At 69.8% G+C, this 18,761-nt stretch carries 14 protein-coding genes, 1 pseudogene and 1 riboswitch; of the genes and pseudogenes, 9 read left to right on the forward strand and 6 right to left on the reverse strand.

Features of this window, described 5'->3' with window-relative positions; translation table 11 throughout:
- Positions 1–52: 52 nt before the first annotated feature.
- From FZ025_RS10495 to acs, 3 genes are all read right to left on the reverse strand, one after another.
- Positions 53–619: a manganese efflux pump MntP gene (locus FZ025_RS10495; RefSeq protein WP_046979989.1), complete on the reverse strand. Its 567-nt coding sequence runs from the start codon at positions 617–619 to the stop codon at positions 53–55.
- 58 nt (positions 620–677) lie between these two features.
- A riboswitch (yybP-ykoY riboswitch) is annotated at positions 678–799 on the reverse strand.
- 133 nt (positions 800–932) lie between these two features.
- Positions 933–1,598: a response regulator transcription factor gene (locus tag FZ025_RS10500; protein ID WP_046979988.1), complete on the reverse strand. Its 666-nt coding sequence runs from the start codon at positions 1,596–1,598 to the stop codon at positions 933–935.
- 147 nt (positions 1,599–1,745) lie between these two features.
- The gene (gene acs, locus FZ025_RS10505; RefSeq protein ID WP_046979987.1) at positions 1,746–3,689 is read right to left on the reverse strand and encodes an acetate--CoA ligase; all 1,944 of its coding nucleotides are present in this window, start codon (positions 3,687–3,689) and stop codon (positions 1,746–1,748) included.
- A gap of 216 nt (positions 3,690–3,905) precedes the next feature.
- Between acs and FZ025_RS10510 the strand changes: the two genes are divergently transcribed.
- The 7 genes and pseudogenes from FZ025_RS10510 to FZ025_RS10540 all read left to right on the forward strand — a co-directional run.
- Entirely contained in the window at positions 3,906–5,312 is a 1,407-nt protein-coding gene (locus FZ025_RS10510; RefSeq protein WP_046979986.1) for a DcaP family trimeric outer membrane transporter, read from the forward strand.
- A gap of 134 nt (positions 5,313–5,446) precedes the next feature.
- Positions 5,447–7,105, forward strand: coding sequence for an MFS transporter (locus FZ025_RS10515; RefSeq protein WP_046979985.1), 1,659 nt, complete (start codon positions 5,447–5,449; stop codon positions 7,103–7,105).
- A gap of 147 nt (positions 7,106–7,252) precedes the next feature.
- Entirely contained in the window at positions 7,253–7,936 is a 684-nt protein-coding gene (yjjG, locus tag FZ025_RS10520; protein ID WP_046979984.1) for a pyrimidine 5'-nucleotidase, read from the forward strand.
- A gap of 181 nt (positions 7,937–8,117) precedes the next feature.
- Complete coding sequence (locus tag FZ025_RS10525) at positions 8,118–9,554, forward strand: aldehyde dehydrogenase family protein (RefSeq protein WP_158185551.1); 1,437 nt, start codon at positions 8,118–8,120, stop codon at positions 9,552–9,554.
- Positions 9,555–10,030: 476 nt separating this feature from the next.
- Positions 10,031–11,044 carry a glycerophosphodiester phosphodiesterase family protein gene (locus tag FZ025_RS10530; protein WP_208803797.1) on the forward strand — a complete coding sequence of 338 codons (1,014 nt, stop codon included), beginning with the start codon at positions 10,031–10,033 and terminating at the stop codon, positions 11,042–11,044.
- Between the two features lie 89 nt (positions 11,045–11,133).
- Positions 11,134–12,018 carry a peptidylprolyl isomerase gene (locus FZ025_RS10535; RefSeq protein WP_053057264.1) on the forward strand — a complete coding sequence of 295 codons (885 nt, stop codon included), beginning with the start codon at positions 11,134–11,136 and terminating at the stop codon, positions 12,016–12,018.
- Between the two features lie 42 nt (positions 12,019–12,060).
- Positions 12,061–12,690: pseudogene (locus FZ025_RS10540) on the forward strand (aldehyde dehydrogenase family protein); the annotation flags it as partial.
- A 49-nt stretch (positions 12,691–12,739) separates the two neighbouring features.
- Here FZ025_RS10540 and FZ025_RS10545 read toward each other — a convergent pair.
- On the reverse strand, positions 12,740–13,744 hold the full coding sequence (locus FZ025_RS10545) for a dipeptide epimerase (RefSeq protein ID WP_046977431.1): 1,005 nt from the start codon (positions 13,742–13,744) through the stop codon (positions 12,740–12,742).
- A 189-nt stretch (positions 13,745–13,933) separates the two neighbouring features.
- Between FZ025_RS10545 and FZ025_RS10550 the strand changes: the two genes are divergently transcribed.
- Positions 13,934–14,542, forward strand: coding sequence for an FMN-binding negative transcriptional regulator (locus tag FZ025_RS10550; RefSeq protein ID WP_046977430.1), 609 nt, complete (start codon positions 13,934–13,936; stop codon positions 14,540–14,542).
- A gap of 47 nt (positions 14,543–14,589) precedes the next feature.
- Here FZ025_RS10550 and FZ025_RS10555 read toward each other — a convergent pair whose 3' ends face one another.
- On the reverse strand, positions 14,590–15,654 hold the full coding sequence (locus FZ025_RS10555; protein ID WP_046977429.1) for a helix-turn-helix domain-containing protein: 1,065 nt from the start codon (positions 15,652–15,654) through the stop codon (positions 14,590–14,592).
- A 47-nt stretch (positions 15,655–15,701) separates the two neighbouring features.
- Positions 15,702–17,336 carry an amidase family protein gene (locus FZ025_RS10560; protein WP_158185552.1) on the reverse strand — a complete coding sequence of 545 codons (1,635 nt, stop codon included), beginning with the start codon at positions 17,334–17,336 and terminating at the stop codon, positions 15,702–15,704.
- 51 nt (positions 17,337–17,387) lie between these two features.
- Here FZ025_RS10560 and dgcN point away from each other — a divergent pair, with 51 nt between their 5' ends.
- On the forward strand, positions 17,388–18,380 hold the full coding sequence (dgcN, locus tag FZ025_RS10565; protein ID WP_046977427.1) for an N-acetyltransferase DgcN: 993 nt from the start codon (positions 17,388–17,390) through the stop codon (positions 18,378–18,380).
- Positions 18,381–18,761: the final 381 nt, after the last annotated feature.

Genomic DNA, 18,761 nt, shown 5'->3' on the forward strand with positions numbered 1-18,761 from the left:
GCGAAGCCATCCGCCGTTGCGACTCCCCAATCCCGACTCCCCAATCCCCGCCTCAATGCAGATGCTGGTACAAAATGGCGCTGCCGATCGCGATCAGCAGCGCGCCGCCGACGATCTCCGCACGCTTGCCGGCCAGGGTGCCGAGCACGCGGCCGAGCATGATGCCCAGGGTCACCATGCTCAGCGTGCACAGGCCGATGACCACGGCGACCTCGGCGATGTTCACGTCGAGGAAGGCCAGGCCGACGCCGACCGCCATTGCGTCGATGCTGGTGGCCAGGCCGGTCGCGGCCAGGTTCCAGAAGCCGTGGCGCCTGGGCGCTTCGGCGGCGTCCTCCGGCGCCTCGGGCTTGAGTCCGGCGACGATCATGTGCACGCCGAGCGCGCCGAGCAGGCCGAACGCGATCCAGTGGTCGAACGCGGCCACGTGCTTGTAGGCGGCCTGGCCCAGCAGCCAGCCCAGCACGGGGGTGAGCGCCTCGATGCCGCCGAAGATCAGCCCGGCGCGCAGCGCATCGCGGATGCGCGGGCGGCACATGGCCGCGCCCTTGCCGACCGCGGCGGCGAAGGCATCGGCGGACATGGCGATGCCGAGCAACAGAATCGAAAGAAACGACATGCGGGAACCGCGCCGGGGCAGGAGACGACGGCGCGCGCGCGCCCGGCTTTCGCCACGCAAGCTCGCCGCTGGTCTCGCCAACCGAGATGGCTGCCCGCACCACGGCGCAACGGCCGAGTGTGTTGATGCGGGCGCTGTCCGGACACGCCGGACAGCAGGCTACTCCCCAAGGATGCGCAGTCTAACAGCGGCGAATGCCGGCGAATACGCTGCGAACGCACGCGAACCTGCAGCTTTTTTTCTTAGCAGCGGCTATAGACGACTGCATCAGCGGTGCGCTCGCGGCGGCCGGGCCACTCGCGGCGCGCGCCGCTCAATCCTCTTCCAGCGGCAGCACGATGGCGTCGCTGTCGATGGCCAGCTTGCCGGCCATCAGCACCGCCTGGGTGCGGTTGGTGACGCCGAGCTTGCGCAGGATCGCGGTGACGTGCGCCTTGATGGTGGCTTCGGACACGCCCAGGTCGTAGGCGATCTGCTTGTTGAGACGGCCGGCGCCGAGCATCTGCAGCACGCGGAACTGCTGCGGGGTCAGTTCGCGCAGGCGCTGGCCGACCTCGCGTTCGGCGCGGTCGGTGGGCGGCACGGTGTGCGCTTCCGGCGGCGCCCAGCGCTCGCCGTCCAGCACCGTGCTCAGGGCCAGGCCGATGGTGTCCGAATCGGCCGACTTGGGAATGAAGCCGAACGCACCGTGGTCCAGCGCGCGGCGCATCACCGTCGGTTCCTCGCGCGCGGACACCACCACCACCGGCAGCTGCGGATGCAGCGCGCGCATGTGCACCAGCGCGCTGAAGCCCTGCGCGCCGGGCATGTTGAGGTCCATCAGCAACAGGTCGGCATCGGCGTGATGGTCGGCCAGCGCGTACAGCGCCTCCACGCTGTCGGCCTCGAACAGCTGCACCCCCGGCATCACCCGCTGCACCGCCCCGCGCAGCGCCTCGCGGAACAGGGGATGGTCGTCGGCGATCAGCAGGGTGGGCATTTGGAAGGCCGGGAATGGGGAATCGGGAATGGGGAATGGCAACGGCAAAAGCGGGATTTCGGGCGCCTAAGATGATGAAGCGATCGGGGAACGGCTTTTCCCATTCCCCATTCTCGATTCCCCATTCCCGAACGAACGACTAGCGCGTCAGCGCGCCAGTCGTTCGTTCACCAGCGAATCCACCACCGACGGGTCGGCCAGGGTCGAGGTGTCGCCGAGCTGATCGGGCGCGTTCTCGGCGATCTTGCGCAGGATGCGGCGCATGATCTTGCCCGAGCGGGTCTTGGGCAGGCCCGGCGCCCATTGCAGATGATCGGGCGCGGCGATCGGGCCGATCTCCTTGCGCACCCAGGCCACCAGTTCCTTGTGCAAGGCCTCGCTGGGCTGCTCGTCGGCCACCAGGGTCACGTAGGCGTAGATGCCCTGGCCCTTGATGTCGTGCGGGAAGCCGACCACCGCGGCCTCGGCCACCTTCGGGTGCGCGACCAGCGCGCTCTCCACCTCGGCGGTGCCGATGCGGTGGCCGGAGACGTTGATGACGTCGTCCACGCGGCCGGTGATCCAGTAATAGCCGTCTTCGTCGCGGCGGCAGCCGTCGCCGGTGAAGTAGCTGCCCGGGTAGGTGCGGAAGTAGGTGTCGATGAAGCGCTGGTGGTCGCCGTAGACGGTGCGCATCTGCCCCGGCCAGGAGTCGCGCAGCACCAGGTTGCCCTCGGTGGCACCTTCCAGGAGTTCGCCGTCGGCATTGACCAGGGCCGGCTGCACGCCGAAGAACGGCAGCGTCGCCGAGCCGGGCTTGAGGTCGATCGCGCCGGCCAGCGGGGTGATCAGGATGCCGCCGGTCTCGGTCTGCCACCAGGTGTCCACGATCGGGCAGCGGCCGTCGCCGACCACGTCGTGGTACCAGCGCCAGGCCTCGGGATTGATCGGCTCGCCGACGCTGCCGAGCAGGCGCAAGGATGCGCGCGAGGTGCGCCTGACCGGCGCCTCGCCCTCGCGCATCAGCGCGCGGATCGCGGTCGGCGCGGTGTAGAAGATGGTGACCTTGTGCTTGTCGATGACTTCCCAGAAGCGCGACACGTTCGGGTAGTTGGGCACGCCTTCGAACATCAGCGCGGTGGCGCCGTTGGCCAGCGGCCCGTAGACGATGTAGCTGTGGCCGGTGACCCAGCCGACGTCGGCGGTGCACCAGTAGATGTCGTCCTCGCGCAGGTCGAACACGGTCTCGTGGGTGTAGGCCGCGTATAGCAGGTAGCCGGCGGTGCTGTGCAGCACGCCCTTGGGCTTGCCGGTGGAGCCGGAGGTGTAGAGGATGAACAGCGGATCCTCGGCGTTCATGCGCTCGGGTTCGCATTCGGCCGGCTGGCTGTCGACCACGTCGTGGAACCAGCGGTCGCGCGGCGCCTGCATGTCCACCGCGCCGCCGGTGTGGCGCACCACCAGCGCGGTTTCCACGGTGGTGGTGCCGGGCAGCTTCAGCGCCGCATCGACGTTGCCCTTGAGCGGGATCTTCTTGCCGCCGCGCAGGCCTTCGTCGGCGGTGATGATCAGCTTGCTGCCGCAGTCGATCACCCGGTCGGCGATCGAATTGGGCGCGAAGCCGCCGAACACCACCGAGTGGATCGCGCCGATGCGCGCGCAGGCCAGCATCGCCACCGCCGCGTCGGGAATCATCGGCAGGTAGATGGTGACGCGGTCGCCCTTCTGCACCCCGAGCGCGCGCAGCGCGTTGCCGAGCCGGCACACGCGTTCGTACAGCTCGCGGTAGCTGACGTGGTAGGACGGCGCATCCGCGCTGTCCGGCTCGAACAGCAGCGCGGTCTTGTCGCCGCGCGTGGCCAGCTGCCGGTCCAGGCAGTTGACGCTGGCGTTGAGTTCGCCGTCGTCGAACCAGCGGATATGGAAGTCGTCCACGGCGAAGTTCACGTCCTTGATCCGGGTCGGCTTCCTGAACCAGTCCAGGCGCTCGGCGGCCTGGCCCCAGAACGCCTGCGGCTGCTCCACCGATTGCCGGTACAGGGTCTGGTACTGGGTCTTGTCGACCCGTGCCCGGGCGGCGAACTGCGGATCGACGGGATAGAGATCGGCCATGGTGCCCTCTGCAATGAACGGGGCGCCGCATGCGGCGGCGCGTCACCGCGCAGTTTGCCGCATTCACCGGTAAGCGCGCACGCGCCGGGCTTTAGACGATGGTCGTAAACGCCGTGCCCGTTCGACTAATGGCCAATAGGCGCGAGCGGCCGCGGCGCGCACCCTGCATCCAGCCGTGCCTGCGCGCGGCGGACATCCATTATTCGGGAGGGAGTAATGAGCAAGCGCATCGCATCCTTGGCACGGCGCCCGTTGGCCGCCGCGCTGTTCGTGGCGCTGATCGCGCCCGGCGCGGCCTTCGCCCAGAGTGGCAGGACCCCGTCGGCGCGCGAGCAGGCGCTGGAGGCCCGCGTGGCCGAGCTGGAGCGGCAGGTGCAGCTGCTGCTGTCCTCGCAGCAACAGCAGCAGGGCCAGATCGCGCAGACCCAGACCGAGGTGGCCGCGGTCAAGTCCAGCCAGACCGCGCAACCGGCGCTGCCGGCCGGCAAGGCGCCGATCCAGGTGACCACGATCACCCCCGGCGCCGCGCCCGGCACCACGTTCAAGGTCGGCGGCTTCATCAAGGCCGATTTCCTGGCCACCCGCACCGGCGACGGCCAGCTCGCCGACGACGCCACCGGGCGCGCGCTGTACCTGCCCGGGCAGACCCCGGTCGGCGGCGGCAAGTCCGGTACCGACTCCAACGCGCACGCCAAGTTCTCGCGCATCAACTTCGGCGTGGACAGCGTCAGCGACGCCGGCAACAAGGCCGGCGCGCTGGTGGAACTGGACTTCTTCGGCAGCGCGCTGGGCAACCAGACCGCCACCAACACCTACGGCGCCACCTTGCGCCATGCCTACATGTACTGGAACCACTGGCTGGCCGGCCAGACCTGGTCCAACTTCATGGACCCGGCGGCGCTGCCGGAAGCGGCCGACTTCATCGGCCCCACCGACGGCGTGATCTTCGTGCGCCAGGCGCAGCTGCGCTACACCAACGGCGGTTTCAGCATCGCCCTGGAGAACCCGGAGACCACCGTCTACAACCGCAGCGCGACCGGCGTCGTCACCAGCGCCAGCTCCGACCGCGGCGCGCTGCCGGACCTGACCGTGCGCTACGGCTGGAAGGGCGACTGGGGCAGCTTCGGCATCGGCGGCCTGCTCGGCCAGCAGAAGGTGGACAACCGCGCCACCGGCGCCGACGCCAGCAAGGTCTCCGGCGGCCTGACCCTGGGCGGCAAGTGGGTGGCCGGGGACAGCGACAGCCTGTTCTACCAGCTCAGCGGCGGCGAAGGCATCGGCCGCTACGTCGGCCTGGGCATCGCCCAGAACGCGGTCTACGACGCGGCCGACCGCGACCTGGACACGGTCGGCGTGGTCGCCGGCTACATCGGCTGGCGCCATGCGTTCTCGCCCAAGCTGCGCACCAACCTGATCTACGCGCGCAGCGACTACGACAACGACACCGCGCTGACCGGGCTGGGTGTGACCAAGAGCGTGCAGAGCATCCGCGGCAACATCTTCTATACGCCGATGCCCAAGGTCGATGTCGGCGCCGAGCTGATGTATGGCAAGCGCGAGATCGAAAGCGGCGCCAAGGGCGACATCACCCGCCTGCAGTTCACCACCAAGTACAGCTTCTGAGGCCGCGGCCGGCGCGGCGCCCTGGGAGGGCGCGCCGCGCCGCCGCGGACTCGCCCCGCACACGCGACGGATCGCGCCACCCGACCATTCTGACCGCCACCGCCACGCCACCCGCTTCGGAGGGGAAGCTTCCTATGTCCAGCACCGCCATCAACCCGTCGGGCAAGGCCCTGACCCAAGGCCACAAGAAGGTGATCTTCGCCTCCAGCCTTGGCACCGTCTTCGAGTGGTACGACTTCTACCTGTACGGCTCACTCGCCGCGATCATCGCCAAGCAGTTCTTCAGCGGGGTCAACGAGACCACCGGCTTCATCTTCGCGCTGCTGGCCTTCGCCGCCGGCTTCGCGGTGCGCCCGTTCGGCGCCGCGTTCTTCGGCAGCCTGGGCGACCGTATCGGCCGCAAATACACCTTCCTGATCACCATCGTGCTGATGGGCCTGTCCACCTTCATCGTCGGCATCCTGCCCAACTACGCCAGCATCGGCATGGCCGCACCGATCATCCTGATCGTGCTGCGGCTGGTGCAGGGCCTGGCGCTGGGCGGCGAATACGGTGGCGCGGCGACCTACGTGGCCGAGCACGCGCCACCGGGCAAGCGCGGCCTGTACACCAGCTTCATCCAGACCACCGCCACGCTGGGCCTGTTCCTGTCGCTGCTGGTGATCCTGGGCACGCGCGTGACCCTGGGCACCGAGGTGTTCGAAGACTGGGGCTGGCGCGTTCCGTTCATGGTCTCGATCGTGCTGCTCGGCGTGTCGGTATGGATCCGCATGCAGCTGAGCGAGTCGCCGCTGTTCCAGCAGATGAAGTCCGAGGGCAAGGGTTCCAGACAGCCGTTCCGCGACAGCCTCAAGGACGGCAATTTCAGACTGATGCTGCTGGTGCTGCTCGGTGCCACTGCCGGCCAGGCGGTGGTCTGGTACGGCGGCCAGTTCTATTCGCTGTTCTTCCTGACCCAGACCCTCAAGGTCGACGGCACCACCGCCAATCTGCTGATCGCCGCGGCGCTGGCGCTGGCCACGCCGTTCTTCGTGATCTTCGGCTGGCTGTCGGACAAGATCGGGCGCAAGAAGATCATCCTCGCCGGCTGTCTGCTGGCGGCGCTCAGCTACTTCCCGATCTTCAAGGGCCTCACCCACTTCGCCAACCCGGCGGTGGAAGAGGCGCGCAGCAAGTCGCCGGCGCAGGTGCTCGCCGATCCGGCCACCTGCAGCTTCCAGTTCGATCCGGTGGGCGTGCGCAAGTTCACCAGCTCCTGCGACGTGGCCACCGCCGCGCTGACCAAGGCCGGCGTGCCGTACGCAGTGCAGCCGGCCGCGCCGGGTTCGCTGGCGCAGGTGCGCATCGGCGGCAGCCAGGTCGCTTCCTACGAGGCCGCCGGGCTGAGCAAGGCCGACGCCAAGCCCAAGGCCGATGCCTTCGGCAAGGAGCTCAAGGGCGCGCTGACCGCGGCCGGCTATCCAGAGAAGGCCGATACCGCGCGTATCAACATCCCGATGACGATCCTGCTGCTGTGGGTGCTGGTGCTGTACGTGACCATGGTTTACGGCCCGATCGCCGCGTTCCTGGTCGAGCTGTTCCCGACCCGCATCCGCTACACCTCGATGTCGCTGCCGTACCACATCGGCAACGGCTGGTTTGGCGGCTTCCTGCCGGCGATCTCCTTCGCCCTGGTGGCCGGTACCGGCAACATGTACTACGGCCTGTGGTATCCGATCGGCATCGCCTTGATGACCTTCGTCATCGGCCTGTTCTTCCTGCGCGAAACCAAGGACGTGGACATCACCAAGTAAGAGGGTGCGCCCTTGCGCCGGGACGCCCGGCATGCGGCGCCGGCCTCGCGCCGGCGTCGCGTCTGCGCCGCGCGTTGCGCTGCGCGGGGCAGCGATCGGGCCGGCAGGCGATTACCATGCGCACCTGTGCCACACCCGGGCCGCCGCATGCGCTACCGCTGGATCCTGTTCGACGCCGACGACACGCTGTTCCGGTTCGACGCCTATGCCGGCCTGCAGCGCATGTTCGCCGGCTACGGCGTGGCCTTCGCCGAGCAGGACTACGCCGACTACAGCGCGCTCAATCGGCCGCTGTGGGTGCAGTACCAGCACGGCGCGATCACCGCGCTGCAGCTGCAGCAGCGCCGCTTCGGGCCTTGGGCGCAGCGCCTGCAGACCGCGCCGGAGACCTTGAACGCCGCGTTCCTGGCGGCGATGGCCGAACTGTGCGCGCCGCTGGACGGCGCGGTGGCGCTGCTCGATGCGCTGCGCGGGCGCGCGCGGCTGGGGCTGGTCAGCAACGGCTTCAGCGCGCTGCAGCAGGCGCGGCTGCAGCGCACCGGCCTGCACGACCGCTTCGAGGTCGTCGCCATTTCCGAGCAGGTCGGCGTGGCCAAGCCGCATCCGGGGATCTTCGACCACGCGCTGGCGCAGCTGGGCGATCCGCCGCGCGCGCAGGTGCTGATGGTCGGCGACAACCCGCACGCCGACATCGCCGGCGGCCTGGCCGCCGGCCTGCACACCTGCTGGATCAACGCGCACGGCCTGCCGGTGCCCGAGGGCATCGTGCCGCATTACGAAGTGGCGACCCTGGCGCAGCTGCAGGCGCTGCTGCTGGAAGAGACGGCGTAGCCGCGCGGCGACCTGGAGGCTATCGCGTCGGGGCTGAAGCCCCTCCCACAAAGGGCGGTGTCGCCGATAGAGAATCGGTGGGAGCCGCGCCAGCGGGGAGACTTGGCCATCAGTTGCGACCGCCACGGCCCGTCCTGCAGCGCCCGCATCGGGCCAGATGCCGGCATCGTATAGTGCGCGCATGTCCATTTCCCACCCTGCTTCCAGCGTCGCCGACACGCCGCTTGCCGCATTGCCGGCCACCTTGCAGCGGCTGCGCGCGGCCTGGCAGGCGGCCAAGCCCGGACAGGCGCAACGCCGCGCCGACCTGCTGCGCCTGCGCGCGGCGCTGAAGCGGCGCCTGCCGGAGATGGCCGATGCCATCGCCGCCGATTTCGGCCATCGCTCGCGCCACGAATCGCTGCTCGCCGACGGCATGACCGTGCTCGGCGAAATCGATCATCTTTTGCGCCACCTCAAGCGCTGGATGCGGCCGCAGCGCGTCGGCGCCGGCTGGCGGCTGTGGCCGGCGCGCGCGGAAGTGCGGCCGGTGCCGGTCGGCGTGGTCGGGGTGATCGCACCGTGGAACTACCCGGTCAACCTGGCGCTGATCCCGCTGGCCACCGCGATCGCCTCCGGCAACCATGTCTATCTGAAGCCGTCCGAACACACGCCGCGCAGCGCGCAGTTCCTGCACTCGCTGCTGGCGGAGGTGTTCCCGCCGCAGCGGGTGGCGGTGGCGCTGGGCGCGGCCGAGGTGGCCGCGGCCTTCGCCGCGCTGCCGCTGGACCACCTGGTGTTCACCGGCTCCACCGCGGTCGGGCGCAAGGTGATGGCCGCGGCGGCGCCGCACCTGACCCCGTTGACCCTGGAGCTGGGCGGCAAGTCGCCGGCCATCGTCTGCGCCGACTACCCGCTCGCGCAGGCCGCCGCGCGCCTGGCCACCGGCAAGTGGTTCAACGCCGGGCAGACCTGCATCGCGCCGGACTACGTGCTGATCGATGCCGGCCGCGAAGCGGCGCTGGTGCAGGCGTTGCGCGCCCAGGTGCTGGCGCGCTACGGCGACTTCGTACGGGCCGACGACTACACCCGCATCGTCAACGCGAGCCAGTACCGGCGCCTGCGCGGCTATCTGGACGACGCCCGCGCGCGCGGGCTGGAAGTCGTCGAACTGGCCAGCGTCGAACCCGAACGCGCCGAGCGCGAACGCCTGATCGTGCCGACCGTGGTGCTGCAGCCCGGCGACGACGCGCTGCTGATGCAGGAGGAGATCTTCGGCCCGATCCTGCCGCTGCGCAGCTACCGCACGCTGGACGAGGCGATCGCGCTGGTCAACGGCCGCGACCGGCCGCTGGCGCTGTATCCCTTCAGCCACGACCGCGCGCAGGTGGAGGCGATCCTGCACGCCACCGTCGCCGGCGGCGTCACCGTCAACGACAGCCTGCTGCACTTCGCCGCCAATGCGCTGCCGTTCGGCGGCATCGGCCCCAGCGGCATGGGCGCCTACCACGGCCGCGCCGGCTTCGACGGCTTCAGCAAGGCGCTGCCGATCCTGTGGCAGTCGCGCTGGGCCGGCAGCGACTGGCTCAAGCCGCCGTACGCGAAGATCGCGCGCCTGATCGGCTTGCTGGTGCGCTGATCGCGCAAGGCGGCAGGATCTCGGCCCGACCCGACGTCGGCTGCGCCGCTGCCCGGAACGCGGCGCCCTACGCGCGAACGCCTGCATCGCCGCGCGTCCGATCGCGCGATCGGTGCCATGGCACCCCGTTTTCTACGCAACTTCAGCGCCAGGGGCCAACGGCCACGGGGCTGCCGCGGCGTGGTCGTGCGCCGGAAATAATTAATTCATAGTTAAGAATTAGATTCTGCCCCGACGCCACCGCCGATCACGGTCGGCTTCGGCCTCTGCGCGGCGCATCGCCGTGCTCGGAGCGCGCACCAAGCGAGTCCGCCGCAGCGTCGACCTGCTGCGGGCGCTCGTCCACCCGTGGCGCCACTTTTTTCGAACTGGGACAGCAGAGACTCATGAAAACCAACCTCGCACCACATCCATTGGCCCGCGCCTGCCGCGTGCTGGCGGCCCTGGCCATCCTCGCCGCCGTGCCGCAACTGGCGCTGGCCTCTTGCAGCGACAGCGCCGGCACCAAGATGAGCCGCATCCTGTTCAAGAGCAGCGACGGCAATACCGTCGTGCTGGCGCATCGCGGTCTATGGGGCAGGTATTCGGGCATTGGCGACATGCCGGAGAACTCGCGCGGCGCGCTGCAGGCGGCCAACGACCAATGCATGGACGGCGTGGAACTGGACGTCAAGCTGACCAGCGATGGTGTGCCGGTGGTCCTGCACGACTACAACCTGGGCCGCGCCACCAACGTGTGGACCGCATTCCGCGGCGGCACCGAGTACAACCCGGGCAACAACACCGGCACCAACCCGGCGGTGGGCACGGTGCCGTGGTCCACGGTGAGCGGCCTGTTCCTGCTCACGCCCGACCGCCGCACCACCACCGGCTACCACGTGCCGCGTGTGGACGATCTGTTCGCCTACTACAAGCAGCACAACCTGAAGACGCCGATGGTGTTCGACATCAAGGACGGCGCAACGCTGCGCGCGGTGGCCAAGGCCGCGAACGACGCGTTCTCGCTGGCGGTGAGCAGCTATGTCGCGGCCAAGGTCAACGCGACGCTGTACCCGACCCGAGCGGCCTACAGAGCGGACAGCAACGGCGTCGTCGGCATTCCGGTGTTCACCACCAACATGCTGACCAAGATCGACGTCGCCAACGCGATCTTGGCGTGGAGCGGCACCAACGAGGCGATCGAGATCAACGTCAAGCAGCTGGGCGGATTGCTGCAGAAGGATGCCGATGGCGTGCGCGAGGCCGGGATCCGCGTCGGCGTGTTTCAGGCGATTCCCGACGGCCCCGGTGGCGGGCAGTTCTACTTCAACACCGGCGTCTGCTGCTATCGCCTGTCGGATCTGTACTTCTCCTATTCCGGCGGCCGCGATACCGCGGACAACCGTGGCGACCTCAACTACATCGTCAATCAGCAGGCCTTCGACCTGATCACCACCGACGACCCGAAGGCTGCGATCGCCTACCTGCGCGCGCGCGGCAAGCACGACTGAGTCGCTGCGCCCGGCCGGCCCGGAGGGGCCGGCCGTTTCCGACGGCGGCGCGCCCGCGCCGTCCGCTACGCCCTTCCCAGGAATCGAACATGTCCCTTTCCCTTGCCAAGCGCGGCGCTGCCATCGCCTGTCTGCTTGCGGCCTGCCACATCGCCGCCGCGGCCGCCGCCGATGACCCCGACAGCGCGCGCGCCAGCGCCGATCCGGTGGTGTTGCGCCTTGGCGCCGCGCGCTTCACCGCCAGCGAATACCGCGCATTGGCCGGCGCCGCTGCGCCGACCGGCGCCGGCATCGACGACCCCGCCGCCGTGCGCCAGTTCGCCGACCGCCTGCTCTTGCTCGAGCAGGCCAGGCAGCAGCATCTCGAACGCGATCCCGTGGTGGCCGCGCGCCTGCGCCGGGCTGCCGACGCGATCCTGGCCGAGTCGGCGATGAGCGCGTCGGCCGAGCATGCGCACATCGACCAGGCGCAGTTGCAGCGACAGTTCCACGACCATCCCGGCGACTACGACGAATATCACCTGAGCCACATCTTCGTGGCCTTGCATCCGCAGGCCGCCGCGCGCCGCGGCCACGACCTGTCCGAGGCGCAGGCTCTGCAACGTGCCGAAGCGCTCAAGCGGCAACTCGATGCCGGCGCCGATTTCGCGACGCTGGCGGTGCGCGAGTCCGACGACGGCGCCACCGTCGCGGACGGCGGGCAGCTGTCCGCCGCGTTCGGGCGCTATCTTGCCGATCCGTTCGTCGCACCGGTGCAGCAGCTGGCGGTGCATCAGGTGTCCGCGCCGGTGCGCGGTCCCGACGGCTACCACCTGATCCGGCTGGATGCCAAGACGCAGGCGCGCTTCGATGCGGTGCGCGGGCAGATCGAGGTGCAGCTGCGCGAACAGGCCGCGGCGCAGGCGCTGCAGCAGCTGCGCCAGGCCCATCCGCTGGCGTTCGACCGCGCGGCCTATGCCGCCGCGGTGCGCTGAGCTGGGCATGCACACGCGGGCCGGCGCACGGCCGCCGCCGGCCGCGAAGCGGCGCTGGTGCAGGCGTTGCGCGCCCAGGTGCTGGCGCGCTACGGCGACTTCGTACGGGCCGACGACTACACCCGCATCGTCAACGCGAGCCAGTACCGGCGCCTGCGCGGCTATCTGGACGACGCCCGCGCGCGCGGCCTGGAAGTCATCGAACTGGCCAGCGTCGAAGCCGGGCGCGCCGAGCGCGAACGCCTGATCGTGCCGACCGTGGTGCTGCAGCCCGGCGACGACGCGCTGCTGATGCAGGAGGAGATCTTCGGCCCGATCCTGCCGCTGCGCAGCTACCGCACGCTGGACGAGGCGATCGCGCTGGTCAACGGCCGCGACCGGCCGCTGGCGCTGTATCCCTTCAGCCACGACCGCGCGCAGGTGGAGGCGATCCTGCACGCCACCGTCGCCGGCGGCGTCACCGTCAACGACAGCCTGCTGCATTTCGCCGCCAACGCGCTGCCGTTCGGCGGCATCGGCCCCAGCGGCATGGGCGCCTACCACGGCCGCGCCGGCTTCGACGGCTTCAGCAAGGCGCTGCCGATTCTGTGGCAGTCGCGCCGGGCCGGCAGCGACTGGCTCAAGCCGCCGTACCGCCGCGTCCAGCGCATGATCGATTTCCTGCTGCGCTAGCTAGTGGCGCCGTCGCCAGGTCGCGGCGATCCGGTCGGCCTTCGTGACGCTATCCGTATGCGTTCGCCGCCGTCGCCGTGCCCCATACTTCGTCGGGACAATGGATCAGTCCGTCGACGTAGGTCACCGCCCGGGGGCGGTCGCGTGCCAGGAACGTCGGACCGTCGAGGTCGCGCAGGTCGCAGCGCTGCCCCAGCACGAAGGCGGGCGCCTGCGACCAGCTGGTGCCGGTCATGTTGCCGACCATCACCCCGAATCCCAGCCGCCGCGCCTGGCGCTCCATCGCCAGCGCGTGAGTGAGGCCGCCGCATTTGTCGAGCTTGATGTTGACGATGTCGACCAGGCCGACCAAGGCCTCCAGATCGCCGCAATCCTGGACGCTCTCGTCGGCGGCGATCGGAATCGCGCGATCGACACCGGCCAGGTCGCGATCGCGGCCGATGGCGAAGGGCTGCTCGATCAGCTGCACCTGGCAGGCCCGGAGCGTGGGCATGATCGCCTCCAGCGATTGCGGGGTGAAGCCGCGGTTGCCGTCCACGCCGATCCAGGCGTCGGGACGCGCCGCACGCACCGCTTGCACCCGCACGCGGTCGTCCGCGTCGCCGGAGAGCTTGAGCTTGATCGCGCGGGCATGACGCATCGCCACCGCCTTGTCCGCCATCCTCGGTGCGGCGTCGATGCCGATGGTGAAGACCGTCGGTAGCGGATCGGCCCGTTCCAGGCCCGCCAGCCGCCACACGGGCACGCCGGCGCGCGCGGCTTCCAGTTCCCACAGCGCCGCGTCGAGCGCGTTGCGCGCGCCGCAGGCCGGCAGCCGCCGCTGCAGTGCGGCGCGGTCGATTCCCGCCTCGATCTCCGCCTTCATCTCGCTCAGCTGGCGCAGCATGCCGGCCGCGTCGTCGCCGCGGTAGTAGACGCCGCAGGCCTCGCCGCGCCCGCGCGCGCCCTCGGCCTCCAGCTCGACCACGACCAGCTCGGCGTGGGTGAAGGTCTGGCCAGAGATACGGAAGGGTTCGGTCATTTCCCAACGTTCGACACGGACGCTCAGCTTCATCGGATCACCTCCAGGGGGCGCCAGGGTGACCGGGAGACGGCACTGGCACTTTGCAGTTGCGCCCTCCGTTTCGCCAATCGGCGCGCCGTATTGCTAAGCGCGTGGACGCGATCGGGAGTTAGCTGGCGTCATGAACCACCCCGCGCACCGCTTTGCTTCCGTGCCGCCGGCCTGCGCCGGATCGCCGCCATGACCGAGCGGTTCGGCCCCCGCTCGCCCGGCGACGCGCGCGCGCTGATCGAAGCGTTCCCGCTCGCATGGGTGGTGAGCGTGGACGCATCGGGCGAAGCGTTGTCCAGCCAGCTGCCGCTGCTGCCGCTGTCCGCCGACGGCGGGGAGGTGACCGCGCTGCTGGGCCACATGGCGCGCGGCAATCCGCTGGTCGCCCGGCTGCGCGCGCTGCCCAGGGCCGCGGTGCTGTTTCAGGGCCCGGATGCGTATGCCTCTCCGAGTTGGTACGCCAACCGCGATTCGGCGCCGACCTGGCTCTACGCCAACGTCGCCTGCACGGTCGACATCGCCCTGCGCGAGGATCTGACCGACTACGCGCTGGAACGGCTGGTGGAGCGGATGGAGCGGGATCGTCCCGCGCGCTGGAACCTGGCCGAGATCGGCCATCGCTACCACCGCCTGCAGCCGCACGTGATCGGCTTCGTGGCCACGATCCGCCAGCTCCAGCCCCGCTTCAAGCTGGCGCAGGACGAGACGCCCGGGGTGGTGGGGAACACCATCGACGCCCTAGGTTCGCACCCGATCGTGCCCTGGCTGCGCGCCTTCAACGCCGAGCGCATGGAGTGAGCCGGGGCGGCCGGCCAGCGGCATCTCGCCGCGGCTGCGCGGCCGCATCAGGCGGGATCGGCTTCGTGCGGGTCAGGCGCCTTCCTGGCCCGGCCCGGCAGGTTGCGCACGCGCAGTTCGTCGTTGGCGACCTTGCGCATCTGGATCGGCGAGATGCCGAACGCGGTCTTGAACGCTCGGGTGAAGCTGGCGGCGTGCTCGTACCCCGTCTCCAGCGCGATTTCGATCATCGACATGTTCGAGTCCCGGATCAGGTCCAGCGCCAATTCCATGCGCAGCTTGTCGCGGATGCGGCCGACCGTGTCGCCGTAGATCATGCGGAATCCCAGCTGCAGCCGGTGGCGGCTCATGCCGACCGCCTCGGCGATCTCGTGGACGCTGATCTGGCTGTCGATGTTGTCGCGGATCATCGCCATCGCCTGCTTCATCCGGCGATGGTCCTCGGCCTCGAAGCGGCCGCCGAACAGCTCGCTTTCCGGCTGGGACAACCCGAACAGGATGTAGCAGGCCAGTTCGAGCGCCTTGGCCGAGATGAAGGCCTGCAGGAACGACCCGGTGAACGGTGGCGAGATCAGTTGATGCGCGGTCAGCGAAGCGAGCTCGGACAGCGGCACGTTGCGGCACGCATAGACGCTTTCGCCGCGGATGTACGCGGCGAAAGAGGACGGCATGTCCGCGTCGGTCAGTCCGGTCAGGGCAAAGAACGACCCCCGCTCGATGTAGATGGTGACCCAGCGCAACTGGTCGCCCCGCTCGTAGACCGTCTCGAAGTGGCGGTCCGGGCCGTTGCCGTAGACCGTGCAGTAGCCGTCGGTGAGCTCGCCCTCCACGCTCAGCTCGTCGGTCAGCAGCACGTTGCCGTCGAGCACGGCCGACAGCGCCAGATAGTCGCCGGCGTTGTGGCGGCGCACGATGCGGCGTTTGGTCGTCATCCGCACCAGGGCGACGCAGATGCCGTTGTGCAGGCGGTAGAACTCCCAGCCGCCGGTGGCGATGTCGCTGTCGTACTCGTGGTGGAAGCCGAGACCGTCGCAGATCGGCTGCAGCCATCCGTCGGTCACGCGCAGCGATTGGCCAGAAGCGTTCCTGGACTCTTCGAGCAGCCGGAGCATGTCGCCTATGCCTCGGGACAGCAACTCCTGCGGTCGGTCCGGCGGAGTCATCCGGCGCCGGTGCCGTGCGGCAGAATGGGGGGCCAGCGATCCCGCCAGGGCATGGCTTGCTCCAGTTGGTAGGCCAGCGCGATCAGCGTGTTCTCGCCGCCGTGCGCCGCGGCGAACATGCTTCCTATCGGCACACCGTCCGCTGCGGGGAACAGCGGCAGCGACATCGCCGGATGCCCGGTCAGATTGTGCAGCGGGGTATAGGACACGTAGTCGAACATCAATTCCATGATATGCCCGAATCCCGCGCTCGGCCCCAACTCGCCGATCCGCAGCGCAGGGCGGTCCAGCACCGGGGAAAGGACCACATCCGTCGTGGCGAAGAACCGCTGCAGCGCGCCGCGGGCATCGGCGATCGCCTGCATCATCGCATCGGTGTCGCCGATGCGGACGCCTCCGGCCCATTGCGCCAGTTCCAGCGTCCACGGTTCGGCGAGCGTCTCGGCCGCCGGCCCGAACCTGGCCGTGGCGCCCTGGGCGATATCGCGGGCGAGATAGGCCCAGACCGTCTTGAACGCCGTGAGCGTCGCCGGACCGTCGTACGGGCGCCCGGCCTCGAAGACCTCGTGGCCCAGGTCCCGACACAACTGCGCGCTGCGCAGGACGCTCTCTCGCACCTGCGGATGCGGCGCCCTGCCGTCTAGGCTGTCCAGGACGACCGCGATGCGTAGCCCGGCGTCGCGGCGCGCCGGCCGCACCGGCGCCGCGCTGGCGGTGCGCATGGCCCAGTCGACGTCGCGCACGCTGCGCGCCAGCAGCATGTCGCAGGCCAGCAGATCCTCGATCAGGTGCGGCGCGCGCGCGCGCGCCGTCGCGCCGCGGCCGGGCTTGAGCCCGATCACGCCGCAGCAGCAGGCGGGGATGCGGATCGATCCGCCGCCGTCGGCCGCATGCGCGAGCGGGGTCATCCCGGTCGCCACCGCGATCGCGGCGCCGCCGCTCGATCCGCCGGGAGAACGGTCCGCGGCCCAGGGATTGCGCGCCGGCCCGTACAGCAGCGGCTCGGTGGTGGGCAGCAACCCGAATTCCGGCGCGTTGGTCTTGCCCAGGGCAATCAGGCCGGCACGGTCGAAGGCGCGGGTGAAGGCGAACTCGATCTCGCCGGGCGGCGCGTCGCGATACAGCTGGCTGCCGCTGCGGTTGGGCATGCCACGGTAGTCGAGCCCGTCCTTGAGCAGCCACGGAACGCCGGCCATCTCGCCTTGCGCGCGTTCCGCGCGCGTCAGCGCCGCGTCGTAGTCGCGGTGAGTGATCGCGTTCAGTGCCGGGTCCAGCTGTTCGATCCGCGCGATGGCGCTCGCGCACAGTTCGCGCGCCGACAGCTCGCCGCGGCGCACCAGCGCGGCTTGGTCGTGGGCGTCCAGGCGGCCGATTTCCCAGGCCAGCCGGTCCGCCGCTGCGTGCACGCGGTTCTCGGTCTTCGGCGCCGATGCCGACATCTGCTGCATTCCACCCTCCACGATCGATTCCCGGAAAGCGGCGCTTTCCGGGAATCGATTAAGGCGGGTTTGCCGGCGTGCCGGTTTGCGAAAAGGGCAGGGCATTTCGCCATTGCGCCGGCCGGGCCCGACGGCTAAGCGGACCACGCTTCTGCAAAGCCAGGGAGTGGGGCCGATGCTCTGATTCGGCATCGCATCCACTCCGCATCCATCACCACCAGCTTCGAAACGAGGATACCGACTGTGCACAAGCCCTATCTGCTGTTCCTGGGGGACGTCACCGAGTTCAGCGCGGCCAAGACCGCAGCGGGACTGAAGCAATGGCGGCCGGACGCGGTCATGGCGCAGCATCGGCTGCCCGGATGCAGCGTGGATCTGCAGTTGCCGGAACTCACGCCGGCGGAAGCCGCAAACGCCGGCGCCGGGACGATGATCGTGGGCGTGGTGAATATCGGTGGCTTCATTCCAGCCCATTGGGTGGGCGCCATCGTTCAGGCGCTGGAAAACGGCCTCGACGTGGCGGCGGGCATGCACCAGCGGCTGAACGACATTCCCGCCATCGCCGAGGCACGCGATCGCACCGGCCGCGCCGTCCATGACCTGCGGCAGCCGACCCGGAGCTTCGTGCCCGGTACCGGGCGCAAGCGCAGCGGAAAGCGTCTGCTGACCGTGGGCACGGACTGCGCCGTCGGCAAGAAGTACACCGCGTTGGCGCTGGAGGCCGGGCTGCGCGCGCGGGGCCTCGACGCCGACTTCCGTGCAACCGGGCAGACCGGGATCATGATCTGCGGCCGCGGAGTCGCCATCGACGCGGTGGTCGCCGACTTCATCTCCGGCGCCGCGGAATGGCTGTCGCCGGACGCCGCGCCCGAGCACTGGGACGTCGTCGAAGGACAGGGCTCGCTGTTTCATCCCGCCTACGCGGGCGTGACCTTGGGTCTGATCCACGGCAGCCAGCCGGACGCGCTGGTGGTCTGCCACGAGCCGGTGCGGACCCATTTGCTGGGCTTCGACCACAAGGTACCGGATCTGCGTCGCTGTATCGACGCCAATGTCAACGCCGCGCGCCTGACCAATCCCGACGCGCGTGCGGTCGGCATCAGCGTCAACACCTCGCGCATGGACCCGGCCTCGGTCGAGGCCGCCGTTCGCCAGATCGAAAGCCAGACCGGCCTGCCGTGCTGCGATCCGATCCGGCATGGCGTGGACCGCATCCTCGATGTCCTGCTGAACTGAGCGGTGCCGCCGGGACGCCGGGCGCGGCGTGCGCGCGCCATCGGTAACGCCTGTTCCCGCGCCCGCGCCGCGCATTCGCACGCATGCACGCACGGCGCGCGCGGTCATCGCCGGGATGGCCGTTCAAGCCGATCCGTCGCGACGCTTTGTCGGGGCGCGGGGATGCAGCGCCAGGATGCGCAGCCGACCGTTGTCGCGGCCGCAGCCTGGCAAGGGCCGCCGCCGCGGTGGCACATCCGCGGCGGGCCGCAAGAGCCGGCCGCAGCGATGCGCGGAGAATCCGGAAGAACCTGCCCCTGTCCCCGCCGCGGTTGCCGCTGCGGCGCGAACAGGGACTGGCTGGCGTGGCGCGCTGAAGCCGCGTTTTCCGCGCCGTCGCCA

This window comes from Xanthomonas hyacinthi (genome assembly GCF_009769165.1).
GTDB lineage: Bacteria > Pseudomonadota > Gammaproteobacteria > Xanthomonadales > Xanthomonadaceae > Xanthomonas_A > Xanthomonas_A hyacinthi.

Coding starts and splice junctions, on each gene's coding strand:
- FZ025_RS10555 (WP_046977429.1), bottom strand. CDS start 15,654: ATGCTCCGGCTGCTCGAAGAGTCCAGGAACGCTTCTGGCCAATCGCTG.
- FZ025_RS10560 (WP_158185552.1), bottom strand. CDS start 17,336: ATGCCGAATCAGAGCATCGGCCCCACTCCCTGGCTTTGCAGAAGCGTG.
- FZ025_RS10515 (WP_046979985.1), top strand. CDS start 5,447: ATGTCCAGCACCGCCATCAACCCGTCGGGCAAGGCCCTGACCCAAGGC.
- FZ025_RS10495 (WP_046979989.1), bottom strand. CDS start 619: ATGTCGTTTCTTTCGATTCTGTTGCTCGGCATCGCCATGTCCGCCGAT.
- yjjG (WP_046979984.1), top strand. CDS start 7,253: ATGCGCTACCGCTGGATCCTGTTCGACGCCGACGACACGCTGTTCCGG.
- FZ025_RS10500 (WP_046979988.1), bottom strand. CDS start 1,598: ATGCCCACCCTGCTGATCGCCGACGACCATCCCCTGTTCCGCGAGGCG.
- FZ025_RS10510 (WP_046979986.1), top strand. CDS start 3,906: ATGAGCAAGCGCATCGCATCCTTGGCACGGCGCCCGTTGGCCGCCGCG.
- FZ025_RS10525 (WP_158185551.1), top strand. CDS start 8,118: ATGTCCATTTCCCACCCTGCTTCCAGCGTCGCCGACACGCCGCTTGCC.
- FZ025_RS10550 (WP_046977430.1), top strand. CDS start 13,934: ATGACCGAGCGGTTCGGCCCCCGCTCGCCCGGCGACGCGCGCGCGCTG.
- FZ025_RS10535 (WP_053057264.1), top strand. CDS start 11,134: ATGTCCCTTTCCCTTGCCAAGCGCGGCGCTGCCATCGCCTGTCTGCTT.
- FZ025_RS10545 (WP_046977431.1), bottom strand. CDS start 13,744: ATGAAGCTGAGCGTCCGTGTCGAACGTTGGGAAATGACCGAACCCTTC.
- acs (WP_046979987.1), bottom strand. CDS start 3,689: ATGGCCGATCTCTATCCCGTCGATCCGCAGTTCGCCGCCCGGGCACGG.